We start from the raw sequence: 16,870 nt of genomic DNA on the forward strand, positions 1-16,870 counted from the left end.
GGGCAAGACGCAAGGCGGCAGGCCTGCCACGGCGTCTCCGCCGTTGCCGGCCGGGGGGAGCCACCAAGTCATGTCGTCGCCCGTTTGCGTGATCATTCCCGCGTTCAACGCCCAGGCCTCGATCGCGCGCGCGGTCAGCTCAGCACTTGCGGAACTCGAAGTCGCGGAGGTTATCGTCGTCGATGACCACTCAAGCGACGACACGGCGGCCGCCGCGCGGCGCGCGGACGATGGGTCCTCACGGCTTCAGGTGTTTCGCCTTGAAGCCAATCGCGGACCGTCGGCCGCGCGCAACCTCGCGATCCGGTCGAGCCGGTCTCCCCTGGTGGCGATCCTCGATTCCGACGATTACTTCCTGCCGGGGCGATTCGCGCGGCTTCTGTCGCACGATGGCTGGGACTTGGCGGCAGATAATATCCTGTTCGTTCCCGAGGGGCTTGAGGGGGCTCCTCCCGTATCGGTGCCCCCTCGCCCTCGTTGGCGAAATCTCGCCTTCGCCGAGTTCGTCACCGGGAATATCCCGGTTGCCGGAAGGCCTCGGGCTGAACTCGGCTTCCTCAAGCCCGTCATGAAGCGCTCGATGCTGGATAGCCTGCAATTGCGCTATGACGAGGATGTCCGGCTCGGTGAGGACTATCTGCTCTATGCAACCGCGCTCGCGAAGAATGCGCGCTATCTGATTTCGGAGGCATGCGGCTACGTGGCGGTCGAGCGCGCCGGGTCCCTGAGCGGAAATCACGTAACTGAAGATCTTGCGCGGCTGATTGCGGGCGATGCGAAGCTGCTGGGCATGCTGCCCGGCGGCAGTGTGGAGGCAAGGCTCGTCGCGCGGCATCTCGCTTCGGTGCAGGTACGGTATGACCATCGCCGCTTCCTTGATGACAAGCGGGACACCGGCCTTGCCGCGGCGATTACGCCCTTTCTCACTCGCCCGCTCGCGCTGGCGCGTATCGCGCGCGCGGTGCTTCGCGATAAGTCTTCAAAGCAACATGCCGGGAACACGCGTGGGCCGCGCACGCTCCTGAGCGAACAGGAGTTTCTGCTGCTGCCGACGCTAGAAGTGGATGCCACCCATGTTCGGTGACCTTCGCGAGCTCCCGGACCGCGGCATGGACTGCGACATCCTGATCATTGGCTCGGGAGCGGCGGGCATCAGCCTCGCCTCGCAGCTGCACGACGGGCGGCGGCGCATTGTCCTCGCCGAGGCGGGGGGGCTTCGCGTCGCGGAGTCGGCTCAATCATTGTTTGCGGCGCGCCAGCTAGGCGAACCCTTTGCGGCCGGCGAAGGGCGATTTCGCGTATTTGGCGGAACGACGACAGCCTGGACCGGGCGGTGTGCGCCGCTTGACCCTCTCGACTTTGCCAGGCGCGAGTGGGTGCCGCACAGTGGCTGGCCCGTTTTGCCCGACGCGTTCGCGCGATGGTATCCGCAAGCGGCTGCCATGTGCGGATTTCAGTCGGGCTGGGACGAGAGCCCACCGTCGCTCGAACGGATCCGGGCACTTCCCGATCGTCCCGACGACCTTGCTCCATTCGTCTGGCGATTCTGGGGAACCGGGCGCGACAGCTATCAGAACTGGGGAGAGCACTTCCACCTGAGTTTCCGGCGATCGCGCAGCCTTCACGTCGTGCTGCAGGCAAATCTCGTCGGATTGACGCCCTCGCCGGACGGCAGGCGGGTTACGGCAGCGACACTCAGCGCTCCGGACGGCCGGCGCGCGACCGTCCGGCCTCGCCAGGTGGTCCTGTGCTGCGGAGGCATTGAGAATGCCCGGCTCCTGCTCAACGTCGCCGAGGACGATCCGTCGTTGCTCGGGGAGGTGAAACCGGTACTCGGCCGCTACTTCATGCAACATCCGCGGGCGGTCACGGCCCGCATCGCGATGAACGGAGAACAGTCGCGGCAGCTGCAGCAGCTGTTCAACCGATTCAAGCGCAACCGTGGCCCGCAATATGAAAGCGGCTTGTGCCTTTCCGAAACGGGCCAACGGCGCCACCGCCTGCTCAACGCTTCAGCCGTGTTGCGCTATCCCGGCTCGGGTCCTTCCTTCCCGATCCCGCGACAGATCCGCGATCTGGACCGCGCCCTGACCTCAACTGTGCGCCGGCTGCGAGGACATGAGCCGTTGCTTGGCGCGGGAACGGCATCGCTCGTCATCGATCTCGAACAGACCCCCGATCCTGAGAGCCGTATTGTCCTAGACGCGAGCCGCGATGCCCTCGGGCTGCGCAGCGCCGCGATCGACTGGCGCATCGGCAAGGACGAGCGCCGCACCGGCCACCTTTTCACACAGCGCATATGTGACTGGATCGATCGCGCGGGGCTCGGCGCTTCGAGCAAGATCGAGGGACTCGAGGAAGATGGCGGGCTACGAACCGGCGAAATGCACGAAAGCTATCACCATCTCGGCGCGACGCGTATGTCCGAGACGGCGGCCACCGGTGTAGTAGACGCATCGTTACGCGTCCATGGAACGGACAATTTCTATCTCTGCGGCGGCTCTGTGATGCCGACCGGGGGGCACGCAAATCCCACGCTTACCATTGTCGCGCTGGCACTTCGCCTGGGAGAGATGCTCCAAGCTATCTAAAGTTGACCAATATCTGCACACAAGCTTCATTAAACTTGTATTGCTGCGTCTGCGAACGAGGTATAGCCGGAGGTTCAACTCCAAACACCTAAAAAAAGGGTCGGGCCATTAACAGCGTCACTCTGGACAGCCAGCCAGATATTGCAGGCGAAGCCTTGCCCGACGAAGCACAGGAAGCGCGCCCGCCCGCCGACCTGCGCGCCAGCCTTCTTCCCGACCCTCGCGTGGTGTGGATGGTATTTCGTCGCAACATCTGGATCTTTCTTGCGGTGTTCGCCGCTGTCGTCGGCACCGCCGCGGCCTGGACGCTCACCCAGACGCCGATCTACTCGGCAAGCGCCAGCCTGCTGATCGAGCCCGCTGGCTCCGACGTCATCAACGTCAAGGCAGTCACGCCCGATCTCGCCGCGAAGAGCGATATAATCGACACGCAAGTTCGCCTGATCAGCTCGCCCGAGATCACGCGCCGCGCCGCCGATGCCTATGCGCGCCTGCGTCCGAGCGATCCGCGGTCCGCAGCAGCGGCCCGCCACGAGCTCGCCGCCACGATGGCTGGTATCGTCAGCGTCCACCGGTCAGGCCTAACCCTTGTGATCGACATTCAAGCCGAATCACCGGAACCGCAGTTCGCCGCGGACACCGCCAACCTGTTCGCCAGTGAGTATATCGCGGCGCAACGCGACGCCAAGGTCGGCGCGAACCAGCATGCGAGCGCTTGGCTGACTACCCGGACCGAAGACCTACGCGCAGCTTCCTCCCAGGCCGACGCCGCCTTGCAGCAGTACAAGATCCGCAATGGTCTGCTCAGCGCCAACGGCGCGACGAACGCCGAGCAGGAAGTTTCGACCCTCAATACGCAGATTGCCGCGGCAAAGGCCGAACTCGCTGAGAAGAGTGGCCGGCTGAACGCGGCGCGTGCGCAGCTGCGCGCCGGCGGCCAGGGCGCCGACGTGGGCGCCGCGCTCGGGTCGGGCACCATCGGCACGTTGCGCCAGAGCGAAGCAAATGCGAGTGCCGAAGTCGCCCAGCTCGAGGCGCGTTATGGCCCGCTTCACCCCGACCTGGTTAAGGCGAAGAGCCAGCTGGCCGAGCTCCGGATCCAGATCCAGAAGGAAATCGACCGGATTCTCTCTAATCTCGAAGCGGACGTGCAGGTTGCCTCGTCGCGGCTCGGCTCGCTTCAGTCGAGCCAGGTACGGGCGAACGGCGAGCTCGCCGGCAACAACAGTGCCGCGGTTGGCCTTATGGAACTGCAGCGCCGCGCCGACGCCGCAAAGGCGATCTACGAGACCTTCCTGAACCGCCTGCGTGAAACCAGCGCGCAGCAGGGACTTCAGCAGGCGGACGCGCGCATCGCCGCGGCGGCGGAAGTACCGTCGAGTCCAGACTTTCCCAATCACAAGCTCGCAGCCGCCGCTGGAGTGGGCGGCGGTATAATGCTCGGGCTCATTGCAATCGCGCTTGCCGAATATCTCAAGGGAGGCGTCAGGACAAAGAGCGACGTGGAGAGGCGTCTGCGGGTTCGCTATGCCGGTGCCGTGCCTACGCTCCAGTCGACGCTGGGACGGATGCGAGCAACCGAGCCGCCTGAGGACTACATCGTCTCGCATCCGCTGTCCGCCTTCGCGGAGAGTTTTAGGGCTATTCAAGCCTTCCTGATGCTCGGCGGTGGCCGTACGCCGGGGGCCCGCGTAGTCGCAATTGCCTCCGCCCTGCCTCAAGAAGGAAAGACCACCACTTCGGCCTGCCTTGCGAGGACCGCCGCGCTCGGCGGCGCGCGCACAGTGCTCGTGGATTGCGACTTGCGCCGGCGCGGGTCGAGCGAGCTGCTGATCAAGGGCCAGCACGCCGGACTTTACGAATACATGCGCGGCGAGGTTTCGCTGGAAGAGGCGCTTGTTCTGGACGAACCGAGCGGGGCATGGGTGCTGGGCACGGCCTTCCCGCAGCAGGATGCACGTGACCCGCTCACTCCGAACAACATGATGCGGCTGCTCGGCGAGCTGCGCAGCCGCTTCGACGTCGTCATCCTCGACACTGCGCCGGTGCTTGGCGTTGCCGACGCGCGCGCAGTCTCCGCGAGCGCCGACCGCGTGCTCGTCATCTCACGCTGGGCGAAGACGTCGGTCAGCGCGGTCGAGGCCGCCATCGACGTCCTGCTCGATGCGGGTGCAAAGATAAGTGGGCTTGCGCTCACTCAGGTGGACATCACCCGCTATGCAAGCACGGGTCAGACAGACGCCTATGGCTACCAGAAGAAGTTTCGCGGATACTACACCAACTAGGGGAATTGGTTGGATGACAAAGAATGCAAGACTGGCGCGCGTCTGCTCGCCCCGGTGCCTGTTGCTTTTTTCCGTCGCGGGCTTTGCGCTTTCGGCCCCTCCAGCCTCGGCGCAGACCGAGATCGACAAGCGCGGCGAGAGTGTCACGTCGCGTGAGCGTGCGCGCGTCGAGGATAATTCTCATCAGGTCGGCGCCTTTCTCGTCAGTCCGCAACTGTCTGTGACGGCCAACTATGACGACAATATCTACGCGACTGACACCGATCGCCGAGGTGATGTCTATCTAACCGTGCGTCCCCAGCTCGCGGTGCAATCGACTTGGTCGAGCAACGCGCTGAATTTCTCTGGATTCTTCGACCGCGACATTCACGCAAAATATACTTCTGAGGACGTCTCCAATTATGGGGCGGCGCTCGATGGCCGATACGACATATCGAGGCAGACGCGGTTGTTTGCAGGCGTCACGGCAAGTCGCAACGCCGAGCGGCGCGGGAGCCTGTCGAGCTTCGCCGCGTCTGCCGAGCCGGTTCGCTATACGAGCGCGACCGCCAATCTGGCCGCCGAACAGGATCTAGGCAACCTCCGCCTGCGCGGCGAAGGTCGCTTCCGAAGAGTAAGCTATGGCGATGCGCTGCTCGCCGGCGGTGTCGAGATCGATCAGGGCTTTCGCGACTTCGACATCTTCAGCGGATCGCTGCAGGCCCGTTACGATCTTAACTCGCTGACCAGCTTCATTCTTCGCGGGACGCTCGAAGAGCGTCGCTACGATCTTCGACCCGACGATCCGGGCTTTGATCCCCTGACGCAAATCGACCGCAGCGGCAGCAGCACGCTTCTTGAGGCCGGGATCGCGCGCGAACTCACCGAGCTTCTCTACGGAACGGTACGCGTCGGCTACCTCAGCTTCAGATATCCCGATCCGAAGCTCAACGATGTCGACGCCTTTTCCTATTTCGTCGACCTGAAATGGAACGTCACGCCACTGACGACGATCGTCGCGACGGCGCAGAGGCGCGTCGACGAGACGACGTCGCCGGTGACGGCAGGAAATCTTCGAGACGAGGTCGGCATTTCGCTCGACCACGAACTGCTCCGGTCGTTGATCATTACGGCGGACGCACGCATTGCGTCTATCAACCCCTCGATTGCCGACGGCGTGATCAGCGTCATCGATAGCAGCAGCGACGAGACCGAAGTTGGCGCCGGAGCCCGCTACTATATCGGGCGCCAGTTGCGGGTTGACGCGCGCTACAATCACCGGCGCCGTTCGTCCGACAATCCGCTGCTCCGCTATGTTGCGAACAGAGCGACGGTTGGCGTCAGCTTCATGTTTTGACCCGCGACCTCCGGTCTCCCGCCGAGATGTCGGCCGTGGCAGTTCGGGCTGCAGTCGCGATTCGCGTCCTCCAGGAGAATTGAGATGCGCATCAAGCCGTTGCGAAAGGCAGTATTCCCCGTCGGGGGGCTCGGCACTCGCTTCCTTCCTGCGACCAAGGCAATGCCCAAGGAAATGTTGCCGATCGTCGATCGCCCGCTGATCCAATACGCAGTCGAGGAGGCGATGGAGGCTGGGATCGAGCAGATGATCTTCGTCACCGGCCGCGGTAAGAGCGCGATCGAGGATCATTTCGATATCGCTTTCGAGCTCGAGACGATGATGAGCCAGCGCGGCAAATCACTCGATATCCTGGACGCGACGCGGCTCAAGCCGGGTGCGGTTGCCTATGTCCGTCAACAGGAGCCATTGGGACTGGGCCACGCGGTCTGGTGTGCCCGCGACATCGTCGGTGACGAGCCCTTCGCGGTTTTGCTCGCCGACGACCTCATGGTCGGAGAGCCTGGGTGTCTCAAGCAGATGGTGGACGCGTACAACAAGATCGGCGGCAACCTGATCTGCGCTGAGGAAGTCCCCGACGATCAGACCCATCGCTACGGCATCATAACGCCAGGAATGCGCGCGGGCGCACTGACCGAAGTGACGGGGCTGGTTGAGAAGCCGGCGCCCGGCACCGCGCCCTCGAATTTGTCGGTGATCGGGCGCTACGTCCTTCAGCCCGAGGTCATGCGCGTGCTCGAAACCCAGGAAGCCGGTGCGGGCGGCGAGATCCAGCTGACCGACGCGATGGCACGAATGATCGGCGGCCAGCCTTTCCACGGGGTGACCTTTGCCGGCACGCGCTACGATTGCGGCGACAAGGCGGGCTTCATCCAGGCCAACATCGCGGTCGCGATGGCGCGCGACGATATAGGGCCGCAAATCGAGGCGTGGCTGCGGCGCTGACCCGCGCCAAACGAGAGGCTGAGCAGATACGACTGCTCTCCTCTCCACCGCCGAGCTAAAGCGTCAGGTTCGAAACTCGAGCGATCCCTTGCGGCGCCTTGCAAGCAGCGAGACGGCTATGGGGATCGCGCCGAAGATCTTCCATCGCCAACGTCGCCAGGCGGCCGCAGCCACTGCGAAGCTGGCGACGGGGTACCGCATGCCGTTGCGCATCAGCAAATAAACGAGTTCATCGAGGCTGACACGCGCCTTGGCGTGGGCGAGGCGCGTGATCGAGGCGCGATGGGACATAAGATCGGCGATCCGGCGATATTTGACGACGGTGGTAAGCGCGCGCCAGGCGGACTTGGGACTGTTCCAGTCGAGCGCACCCCGGTAAAAATTCACACCGTCCGAACCGCGTGCCATCATCGGCGTCTGGTTGACGGCGATGCCGAGTGATCGGTCGGCGAGAACGAGGCTGTAGAGATGATCTTCGCCCGTCTCGAGCGCATCTTCGAAGCGTAGCGACCCATGCCGCCTTGCTGGAAAAACGAGTGTAGATAAATGGAGCAGCGGCTCTTCGATCAGCAGGTCAACTGCCTCGCCGGACGTGAGTCTCTGAAGGTGAAGGTCTGCCGCGCCGAGTGACTTCCGCATCATATCATAACGCGGATGCGCGGAAAACCAATCCTGACCCGGCTCTACCCAGTTATTGGCGAAATAGACGTCGTATCCCTCCTCGAGCGCCGCGATAGCCGTGTCGAGGTGATCCGGATGCCAGCGGTCGTCGCTGTCGAGGAAGGCGACGTATCGCGCGTCGTGAGGAACGGCGTCCAGTCCCGCGTTGCGCGCCGCTGCCGGCCCTGCATTTGCCTGAGTCAATATCCGTACACCTGCAGCTTCCCTATCGGACAGCAGCTTCACATCACCTCGAGCGGGAATTGGCGAGGAGTCGTCGACGACGATCACGTCCAGATGAAGCCCTTCGGGAAGCCGCTGATCAAAGATCGACCGGAGCGCTCCGAGCAGGACGCCGGATCGGCGCTGATAATATGGGATGACGACGGACACCAAGGCCCCCGGTCGTGCAATCTGGGCATCTCCCTGCGCGATTTTGGGCAACATCGAGGGCGTCGCTTCATCCCTCATCGCGGCGCCACCAGCGATTTCGCCTCCGCAACTTGCGACCTGCCGAGCAGCGGAGAGAGGACGCTTTCGAGAAGAAAACGCCCGGCGCCTTTCGAGTTTTCGCACAATATGCCGAACCTGCTCACACCGGTTTCCGCGACGATGCTCGACCGGCGACCTAGACGCTCGAGAAGGACGTCCTTTGCGTTCCAGTAGAAGCTCTTTGCCAAAATCGGCGACCGAAGGAGATGCTTCATCAGTAGCGCGCCGTTGCCATATTCGTACTGCCGGGTCAGCTTGGCGAGATCCGGTACGGTCCGGCGGCCATGAAAATGAGTCACCGACATGTCGGGAACGTAACGTATAGCTATTCCGGCGTGCGCGGCGCGTAGAAACAGGTCGGTGTCCTCGCCAGACTTGTAGCGACTGCCGGCCCCAAGTCGCTCGTCAAAAATTCCGAGCGTAGCAAAGATGCTCCGCGGCATCGCCATATTGCACCCATGAATGAACCCAGCGGGCATCATGTCCTTTGTCAGTTCTGCCGGGTGCTCGGCCACCTTGATGGTAATCGGCAAATCCAGAGGATCGCCTAAGTTGACCCGCCCTCCCCGAATCGCTGGTTCCTCGTCGGCGCCAAAATGCTCTAGCATCTGGGCAAAATACGCAGGCGACACCTCGCAATCATCATCCGTGAAGGCGACCAGCCTGCCAGTTGCGACACCAAGGCCGGCGTTCCGCGCCGCGGAAAGGCCGGGCCGGGGCTCGTATATCGCCAGGACGTTGCTCAACTGGCACTGAAACCGCTCGATCACCGCCGCCGTGCCGTCTGTCGAACCATTGTCGACGATCACAAGCTCGATGCTGGCTGCCGGCGGTGCATGCCTTACCGCGCCGGCCAAGGCGTTGAGAGCGCCACCAAGACCCGCGGCGCGGTTTCGTGTGCAGAGGATCAAGGTGACGTCGACCATCGTTACCCTCCCCCTCCAGTGGATGCCTTTTAGCAGGCATGGCAATGTCACCGTACAAAACAAAGAGGCGACGATCTTTTCTCCTAGCCTCTCCAGCCGCATCAGGCGAGTTCGGATTGTACAAACGGCGGCATGTCTCTGCACGGGACAGTAAGATTGCGCTACGCCCACGGGTGGAAGTGAGGCGCTCGCTATGGCATTGCCCGCATGAGAGATGCGTCTGAACGGGATTTCGCGGGCCGCAGGCCTGCGCTGCCATGGTGCCGGGAATTCCGCCATCATTCTCGGGCGATGGGAGTGGTGTGTGACGATTACGGCCTTCGATTCGCCAAGCGGCGGATTCCGGGAACATGCAACCAATGGCGCGGTGATCACGGGCGTCGCCCAGGCGATCAAGTTCGTCGTTCAGACCAGTTCCGTCATCGTCCTCGCGCGCCTGCTCACGCCAGTCGACTACGGGCTGATCGCGATGGTCACGCCGATCCTGGGCTTTGTGATGATGTTCCAGGATTTCGGCCTCACGCAGGCGACGGTGCAGAAGAAGGATATCAATCACGCACAGGTCAGTTCGCTCTTCTGGATGAACTTGGGGTTCAGCCTCATTCTCTCGGTTTTGCTGATCGCGGCCTCGCCATTGATTGCACTCTTCTATGGCGACCCAAGAATCGCCCCCCTAACGGTCGCGTTCGGTTGCTTGGTCTTCGTCAATGGGCTCGGCTCCCAGCATATGGCCTTGCTCAATCGCCAGATGCGTTTCGGTGCGCTGGCCTTGATCGATACGGCCGCTGCTATCCTCAGCTTTGCCGGAGCATTGCTGTTCGCCATCCTCTGGGACAATTATTGGGCGCTGTTCGTCGGTAGCCTGATCCTGTCGGCGACCCCGGTAATCGGCAGCTGGAGCCTTGTTCGCTGGATTCCGGGTCGCCCCGCACGGGCGGAAGGGCTTGGAGAAATCCTCGGCTTTGGCGGCGGTATCACGGGCTTCGGTTTCGCAAATTTCTTCGCACGCAATCTCGACAATGTTCTGATCGGCTGGCGATGGGGTGACCAGGCGGTGGGCACCTACGATCGCGCCTACAAACTGCTTTTGATGCCATTACAACAGGTAACCGGACCGCTCGCACGCGTCCTCCAGCCTGTTCTCGCCAGGCTTGTCGACGAGCCCGAGCGATACAGAAACGCCTATCTGAACTCGGTGCGGCAAATGTTGCTGCTCGTACTCCCGGGCGTGATCTTCATGATCGGTACTTCAGACGTTCTGATCGTTACGCTGCTCGGTCCGGAATGGGTGGCTGCGGGCAAGATCTTCAGTGCGCTGGGATATGCCGCGCTCGTCCAGGCCCTCAACAATCCAACGGGCTGGCTTTTCGTCAGCCAGGGCCGCACCCGAGAGTATATGCTCTGGGGCTTCTTTTCCTCGACGACGAGCATTCTCGCCTTTGTTTGCGGGCTCTGGGCCGGCCCGTTCGGCGTGGCGGCCGCCTATGCGATCAGCGAGTATCTACGAACGCCTCTGCTGTGGGCGGTCGTCACGCGCTCGGGCCCGGTCCGGCCTTCGGACATCATCCGGACGACGACCCCTCATATCGCGGCGTGCGTCACGACCCTGATTCTCGTCCACCTCCTGCGGCGGGTTCCATCGCTGCCCTCGATCGAACTGCTCGGGCTTGCGCTGGCCTCTTCCTACGCAGCTTATCTGGCGGTGATGTTCCTGTTTTCGGAGGGACGGTCGACGATGACGGACAGCCTGAACATACTCCGCGGTTTGATCGACCGTGTCATGCGCGTCGCGCGATAAGGGGGCGCCGATGTGCGGCTTTGCGACTACGCAACGTGGCGAAAACCCTTCCCGGGGGAGAGTAATCTGATGACTTTGCGATTGGGCATCCTCGCAACTGAGTACTTGCCTGCGACCGGCGGAATGGAACAGCACGCCGCCAGCCTGATCGCACACGCTGCCGAGCGGCTCGACGTGACGCTGATTACGTGGCCGCAGGCCGCGCCGCCCACCGGCAGGGTACGGCACGTGGCAAGCTGGACCGGCTTTCCAGGACCAGACCGCGTGCTAATCAAGGCACAGCCGGTGGATGCATGGCTGGTGCTCAACGCCGGCTGGCTGCTGGACGTGGCCGAAGGTGCGCAAGCGATCCCCCTGTTCGCCTACGTCCATGGCAATGACTTCATTAGCCCTTGGGTGCCGGGGCTGAGCGGGCCGGTTGCGCTGGTCGACCGCTTGGAGCGCAAGCTACGGATGGGCGATGGCGGCGATGGCTCACACGCCGCCCGCTGGTGGAGGCGTAAAAGGGTGATCACGGGGCTTCGCCGCACTCGTCTGATCTTCGCCAATAGCCATTATACCCGGGGGCGCTGCCTCGACCTTTGCGGGCTGCCGGACGATCGGGCGCAGGTCGTCGCGCCCGGCATCGACGATCGCCACTTCAAGAACATGGTGCGACCACGCCGCGAAGGGCGCCTTCAAATCCTGACCGTTTCGCGTCTAAGCTCGAAGAACCGCCGCAAGAATGTCGACGGCCTGCTTAAGGCGCTAGCGATCGTCAGAGGCGAGATCGACGCCGAGCTTTCTGTAGTCGGGGATGGCGACGATCTGCCGCGCCTCACGGCGCTGACAAAGCAACTCGGGATCAGCGAACGCGTCCATTTCATGGGACGGCTCGACGATGCAGCGCTCGATCGAGCATATGAGTCAGCTGACCTGTTCGTTCTCGCCCCGCGGCCAAGTCGCAGCGATGTCGAAGGCTTTGGCATGGTTTATGTCGAGGCCGCCGCCCGCGGACTACCAGTGATCGGCACTGCCGTCGGGGGGGTCGTCGATGCGATCAACGACGGTGTGAGCGGCGTTTTCGCCGAGAATGCCTCACCCGAAGCGATTGCCGCTGCGCTCGCCCGCTTCGCTGCAAGCCGCAAAGCCTTCGACCCAGTGCGGATACGCCAATTTGCAGAACTGCACCGCGCGGCGGCGACCTCGCGCCAGTTGCTCGGCACCATCGAGGCCCTGGCGGTTCTCGAATGATCATACCGGCCCAGGCACAGCCCAGATCCGAGCGTGGTACAGCCACTGCTCTGATCGGGCTGAGTCCTTTCGCAAGCATTGGCGTTGAAACGACTTCCGCGCCGCCTGCTTTCATCAGAGTTCGAGGTACGCAACCATGACCACGGCCGTGATCATCCCCGTGCGAAACCGGCCTGCATTGGTCGCGCAGGCCATCCGCAGTTGTCAGCAGCAGACCTTGCCGGTCGACGAAATCATCGTGGTGGACGATGCGTCGACGGACGATACGCCCGAGATCGTGGAGCGCCTCGCCAGCGCCGATCCGCGTGTGCGGCTTATCCGATCGCAGGAGAACCGGGGCGCCCATAACGCGCGGAACTGCGGTGCCGCCGCGACCCAGGCGGAGTGGCTGGCCTTCCTCGACTCGGATGACCAATGGCTGACTGCGAAACACCAGAAGCAGGCAGAGGCCCTTGGACAACATCCGCAGGCGGTCGCGTGCTTCACCGGCATCCGCTACGCGCTTCCAGACGGGGTTAGGGATGAACCGCTGAACAGGCCCTCGGTGAGCTATGACGATCTTCGCCTGATGAATTTTCTCGGCAGCACCTCGACGGCGATGGTGCGCCGCGAGACGTTCCTCTCGATCGGCGGATTCGACGTGACGCTGCCGAGTTGCCAGGATTGGGATCTCTGGCTGCGCCTGCGCGAGCGCGGAGAGTTCGCGACAGTCGCGGAGCCTTTGCTGATCTACGATCAGAGCGACGCCGGACGAATTTCGAAGAATATCTACAAGGTTCTTGAGGGCCACCGCGTGATCTTCGAGCGAACCCGCGAAGGTATGTCCTCTACCCAGCTGCGACGGGTGGACGCCTATCACCACATTCGGCTGGCCCAAATTTATCTATGGGATTTCGGCGCGCGGCGAAAGGCGTTGGCCGAGGTAGCCAAGTCGTTGCTGCGACGGCCAACGCGCATGGGCGCGCACCTCCTCATTGCCGGCTTGCGTGCGCTCTTCCGAGCCTGAGGGCGGAAGACCATGTCGCCCGTGACGCCGTCGCTCGGCGGGATCAGCTATTGTCGCGCATTGCCCAGATTTCGCCGCAGCCCTCGGGTTTTAGTGCCCATCCCCGAAGTCGCACCGTCTCGATGAATTCGCGCCCACCACTCGCAATGACGAGCTTGTTGCGCAGGTTCGACAGGAACACGTCTATTACGCCATGGTTTGGTCGCACGTCGTCGCCGTACAGCGCTTCGAACAAGGCTTCGCGCGAGACCGGCTCGGGGCTGCTACTGCGCAGGATGTCGAGCACACGCCGTTCGGTTGCTGTCAGCGGCACCTGCCGACGACCGATCCTGTAGCTGTCATCGTCCGGCTGGTAGCTCAACAGCCTGGGATCGGCGGTCGAGCTCAAAGGATCATCGACGGTCGCCTCGATGACGCTGGTATAGCCGCTCGGCCCTGTCTGACTCCCCATAAGGCGCGTCCGGGTTTCCTGGATCACCCGCAGCCCTTCCTCGATCAGCTTCCGGCTTTCGATCATCCGGTTCTCGTAGCTAGCGAGCAGCTCCATCAATGCGTCGAGATCGATGCCGGCGATCGACGGATCACTCGTCCTCCACATCATCATCCCGCCTCTCGCTACCTGCCACGCCTAACCGAGACGATTGTGCGCCGCAGCATAGAGGTGCCGACGCGCAAAGCCAGCCCAATGTACCCACCGACGTCAGCAGGCGATCAACAAACCTCCCACGTCGCGGGAGTGCGACGCCTGCGGCCCGCAGGCCGACCTCGCTCTGTCGCTATCTCTTCTCCGTGTATGATCGTTCCAGCACTGGAAAGCCTGGACGGAAGGTCCGCCGTGGAGGCATGTCTGCTCAGCTCCCGACCAATGCGCAACCGCGCTGCAATGTTCTTCGTCGCGACCGACTAGCTCGCCCCGATCAGGCGGCTGCGCGCGACACGCGCGGTGCTCCAGTCGATCGCCTTTGCCAGCGTCACGCCAGCGACAGTGCTGGCAAACACGCCGAACAGCGCTCGCGGCAACGCCGCATCTGTGCCGGTGACGTGCAGAACGAAGGGGTGAATAATATATATGTAGAGGCTTACACTTGCGATTTTGGAAATCAGCTTTGCCGCGGGCGCGGCAATTTCGATCCGAGTTACGAACACCATCCAGGCGATCGGAAGCATCTCGGTCAGATAGAAGATGATGACCCGTGCCACTGGCCAGCCCTGGTTGTGGAGCGGAGGCTCGACGATAGAGCCTATCAGGAGAAGGTCGTCATTGGTGAGGAAAGGAACCAGACACAAGGTAGCGACTACGGCCATCTTGCGACCAGGGTTCGACGCTCGCTGGAGCGACCATCCCAGGACAAATGCCCAGCCGACCGACAACAGCGTCCATTGATCGAACGCCGCGCTGTCCCGGTGATAGACGCCGATCAGGCCCAGCATGATAAAGGCGGCCAGCAATCCCAGTGAGAGCTCCCATTCATGCTCGCGCGCGAAGTTCCGGACCGGCCGCCAACTTAAAGCGGCGCCGAAAACGGCCACGAATAGAATGTAGTTTTCAATGAACCAGTACGACACCATCAGTCGGTTGCCGTCCGCATTGATCACGCCGCCGCCCAGGTTCGACAGGAACACATAGGGTAGAAGGCTTGGCACGCCATGGTAGACGAGGTCCACGGTGACGATGGCAAAATAGGGCAGGATCACGCGCCACGCGAGCGGACCCACGATCTCCCGCAACCGGCCATCAAGTGCCAGCGGAACCTGGAAGCGGGCGAAATTCGCGCCCGCCACGACCATCAGCGGTACAGCCGCGCCATAGGTCGCGTACCGCCAGGTATGATCGAGTACAACAAGCAGGATCGCGATCCCGCGGATGAGTGTCGACGTCTCGATTGAAACGGTATTACGGGCTATCGTCGAACCACGGCGCTCGAGAGTTCCCAGGGCGCGCGTTTCCCAATCGTCGGGTAGCGGCCCGGCTAGCTGGTCCAGCAAGAGCGAGAGCTGGATGTAATTCAAGGAATCCACTTGAAGCGACGTTACGCTGTCGCTGGAACTGACATGATCGCGGCCAAGCTCGCGCGCGACGGCGGCGCATAATGGCGTCATTGGCACGTCTTCGAACGCGGCCTTGGGCGCCTCGTGAAACGCCGGCGGCTGGATCCTGGACAATTCGACGCGCTGAACCTTCCCGCTCGCCGTTCGCGGCAGCATCTCGAGAAGCGTCAGATGCAAGGCGCTGTCGGCACGTACGCCCATTGCTGCGACGACCTTCAGGGCCGCGAGCCGAACAGTCTCTGGATCGAGCCCAGCACCGACCTCGAGCGCAACGAGGATGCCGTCGCCGCGCATCGCGTCGGGTGTTCGCGCGACGGCGTAGCCCTGGGCGGTTCCGAGCTCTCCTGACATTCGCTCCTGGATTAGATCGGGAGAAAGCTTGATCCCGCCGCAATTGATAACGTCGTCAAACCTGCCCTCGAAGTACAAATACTCGTCGTCGACATGGCCAAGGTCACTGGTGGTCAACCAACCATCCCCGTCGAGAAGCGCATGGCAACCGCTCTCGTCGATACGGTAGCGCGCCGTATGCGGCCCGCGGATCCGCACCCGCCCCTCGACATCAAGCGTGACTTCTGCGCGACCGGTCGGACGACCGACTGAGCCCAGCTCCTTGCCGGCAGCAAGCGATAGATCAAGAAAGGTCGTGCGTGATGCTTCGGTCAGTCCATAATGCTGGACGATCCGGCATTCGGGAAACATCCGCTTTAGCGCGTGCTTCTCTTCCAGGGCGAGCGGCTGGCTGCCGATCTCGAGCCATCGCAACTTTGCGCCTGCGGCTCCGATCACATGCGGCTGTTCGATCAAGATGCGCAACAGGCTGGGCACTGCGGAGAGCGCATTGACTTGCCCGCGCTCGAGCATCTCGGCGAACTCGGCCGGGTCAAAGCCATGTTCCGGCAGATAAGCCCTGCCCCCTACGCTCGCGACCGCGCGGAACCGGCCAAGTCCGAACGAATGGGTGCAGGGAACGCCAACATATTCACGCACGCTCGCATCAAGGTGCATTACCGCAATGATGCGCAGGGTCGTATCGTGAATTGCGGTGCCGTCGAGCAGGATACCGCTCGGTCGCCCCGTCGTACCAGAGGTGAAGGAGATTTGAGCCGGGCCTGTCGTCGAGAGGTCGGGACTCCTGCCTTCAAACCAGCCCCAATCCTGCGCCGGCTCGACAAAGCTGTCGAGAATGACGCCGTCCAGTCGCTCCGCGGTGGCCCGGTTCGGGACCAGTGCTGCAATGCGGCCCGCGGCCTGCAGCGAGAATACGTGCTCGATGAAACTCAGGGACGAGCGCAGCAACACGCCGCTGACAGCGATACGATCCATTGTTTCCCCCGAGCTGACCCGTCACGCTCACCTGATCGATACCCTCACATCGCCGTGAGTTGCCAGGCTTTTGTGCCACGCCCCGTACAAGCGCGGGACTAACGTCGCCCGATAGCTCACGCGAAACCGCATGCCGCCGGACGTCGACAGGTGGGAACAGCCCCGTCGCGCACTCTTGCAGCAATCGCGGATCAGCGGCATGATCCGAAATAATTCAGAAACA

General features: G+C 62.7%; 12 protein-coding genes. 8 read left to right on the forward strand and 4 right to left on the reverse strand.

The features are described from left to right. The first annotated feature begins 70 nt into the window (after positions 1-70). From LZ586_RS10175 to galU, 5 genes are all read left to right on the forward strand, one after another. Positions 71-1,084, forward strand: coding sequence for a glycosyltransferase family 2 protein (locus LZ586_RS10175; protein WP_235076185.1), 1,014 nt, complete (start codon positions 71-73; stop codon positions 1,082-1,084). Then, positions 1,074-2,591, forward strand: coding sequence for a GMC oxidoreductase (locus tag LZ586_RS10180; RefSeq protein ID WP_235076186.1), 1,518 nt, complete (start codon positions 1,074-1,076; stop codon positions 2,589-2,591). The genes LZ586_RS10175 and LZ586_RS10180 overlap by 11 nt, the downstream gene beginning before the upstream one ends. Before the next feature lie 155 nt (positions 2,592-2,746). Beyond that, positions 2,747-4,876 (forward strand): GumC family protein, encoded by a 2,130-nt coding sequence (locus tag LZ586_RS10185; protein ID WP_235076187.1) that lies wholly within the window; start codon positions 2,747-2,749, stop codon positions 4,874-4,876. Further along, positions 4,809-6,212, forward strand: coding sequence for an outer membrane beta-barrel protein (locus LZ586_RS10190; protein WP_235076188.1), 1,404 nt, complete (start codon positions 4,809-4,811; stop codon positions 6,210-6,212). Before LZ586_RS10185 ends, LZ586_RS10190 begins: the two co-directional genes overlap by 68 nt. Positions 6,213-6,296: 84 nt before the next feature. Continuing rightward, positions 6,297-7,157, forward strand: a complete 861-nt coding sequence (gene galU, locus LZ586_RS10195; RefSeq protein WP_235076189.1) for a UTP--glucose-1-phosphate uridylyltransferase GalU — start codon at positions 6,297-6,299, stop codon at positions 7,155-7,157. Positions 7,158-7,220: 63 nt separating this feature from the next. Here the strand turns inward: galU and LZ586_RS10200 are convergent, their stop codons facing one another. Together LZ586_RS10200 and LZ586_RS10205 are read right to left on the reverse strand one after the other, a co-directional pair. Then, on the reverse strand, positions 7,221-8,210 hold the full coding sequence (locus LZ586_RS10200) for a glycosyltransferase family 2 protein (protein ID WP_235076190.1): 990 nt from the start codon (positions 8,208-8,210) through the stop codon (positions 7,221-7,223). A 74-nt stretch (positions 8,211-8,284) separates the two neighbouring features. Further along, positions 8,285-9,235 (reverse strand): glycosyltransferase family 2 protein, encoded by a 951-nt coding sequence (locus tag LZ586_RS10205; RefSeq protein WP_235076191.1) that lies wholly within the window; start codon positions 9,233-9,235, stop codon positions 8,285-8,287. Positions 9,236-9,539: 304 nt separating this feature from the next. Between LZ586_RS10205 and LZ586_RS10210 the strand changes: the two genes are divergently transcribed. From LZ586_RS10210 to LZ586_RS10220, 3 genes are all read left to right on the forward strand, one after another. Then, complete coding sequence (locus LZ586_RS10210) at positions 9,540-11,033, forward strand: lipopolysaccharide biosynthesis protein (protein ID WP_235076192.1); 1,494 nt, start codon at positions 9,540-9,542, stop codon at positions 11,031-11,033. An 81-nt stretch (positions 11,034-11,114) separates the two neighbouring features. Next, positions 11,115-12,266, forward strand: coding sequence for a glycosyltransferase family 4 protein (locus LZ586_RS10215; protein WP_235076193.1), 1,152 nt, complete (start codon positions 11,115-11,117; stop codon positions 12,264-12,266). Between the two features lie 136 nt (positions 12,267-12,402). Further along, complete coding sequence (locus LZ586_RS10220) at positions 12,403-13,272, forward strand: glycosyltransferase family 2 protein (protein ID WP_235076194.1); 870 nt, start codon at positions 12,403-12,405, stop codon at positions 13,270-13,272. A 43-nt stretch (positions 13,273-13,315) separates the two neighbouring features. Here LZ586_RS10220 and LZ586_RS10225 read toward each other — a convergent pair whose 3' ends face one another. Beyond that, a complete protein-coding gene (locus LZ586_RS10225) occupies positions 13,316-13,876 on the reverse strand; it encodes a helix-turn-helix domain-containing protein (protein WP_235076195.1) in 561 nt (186 codons plus the stop codon). A 299-nt stretch (positions 13,877-14,175) separates the two neighbouring features. Further along, positions 14,176-16,647 (reverse strand): AMP-binding protein, encoded by a 2,472-nt coding sequence (locus tag LZ586_RS10230; protein ID WP_235076196.1) that lies wholly within the window; start codon positions 16,645-16,647, stop codon positions 14,176-14,178. Positions 16,648-16,870: the final 223 nt, after the last annotated feature.

It is taken from the genome of Sphingomonas sp. S2-65 (assembly GCF_021513175.1).
Lineage (GTDB): Bacteria > Pseudomonadota > Alphaproteobacteria > Sphingomonadales > Sphingomonadaceae > Sphingomonas.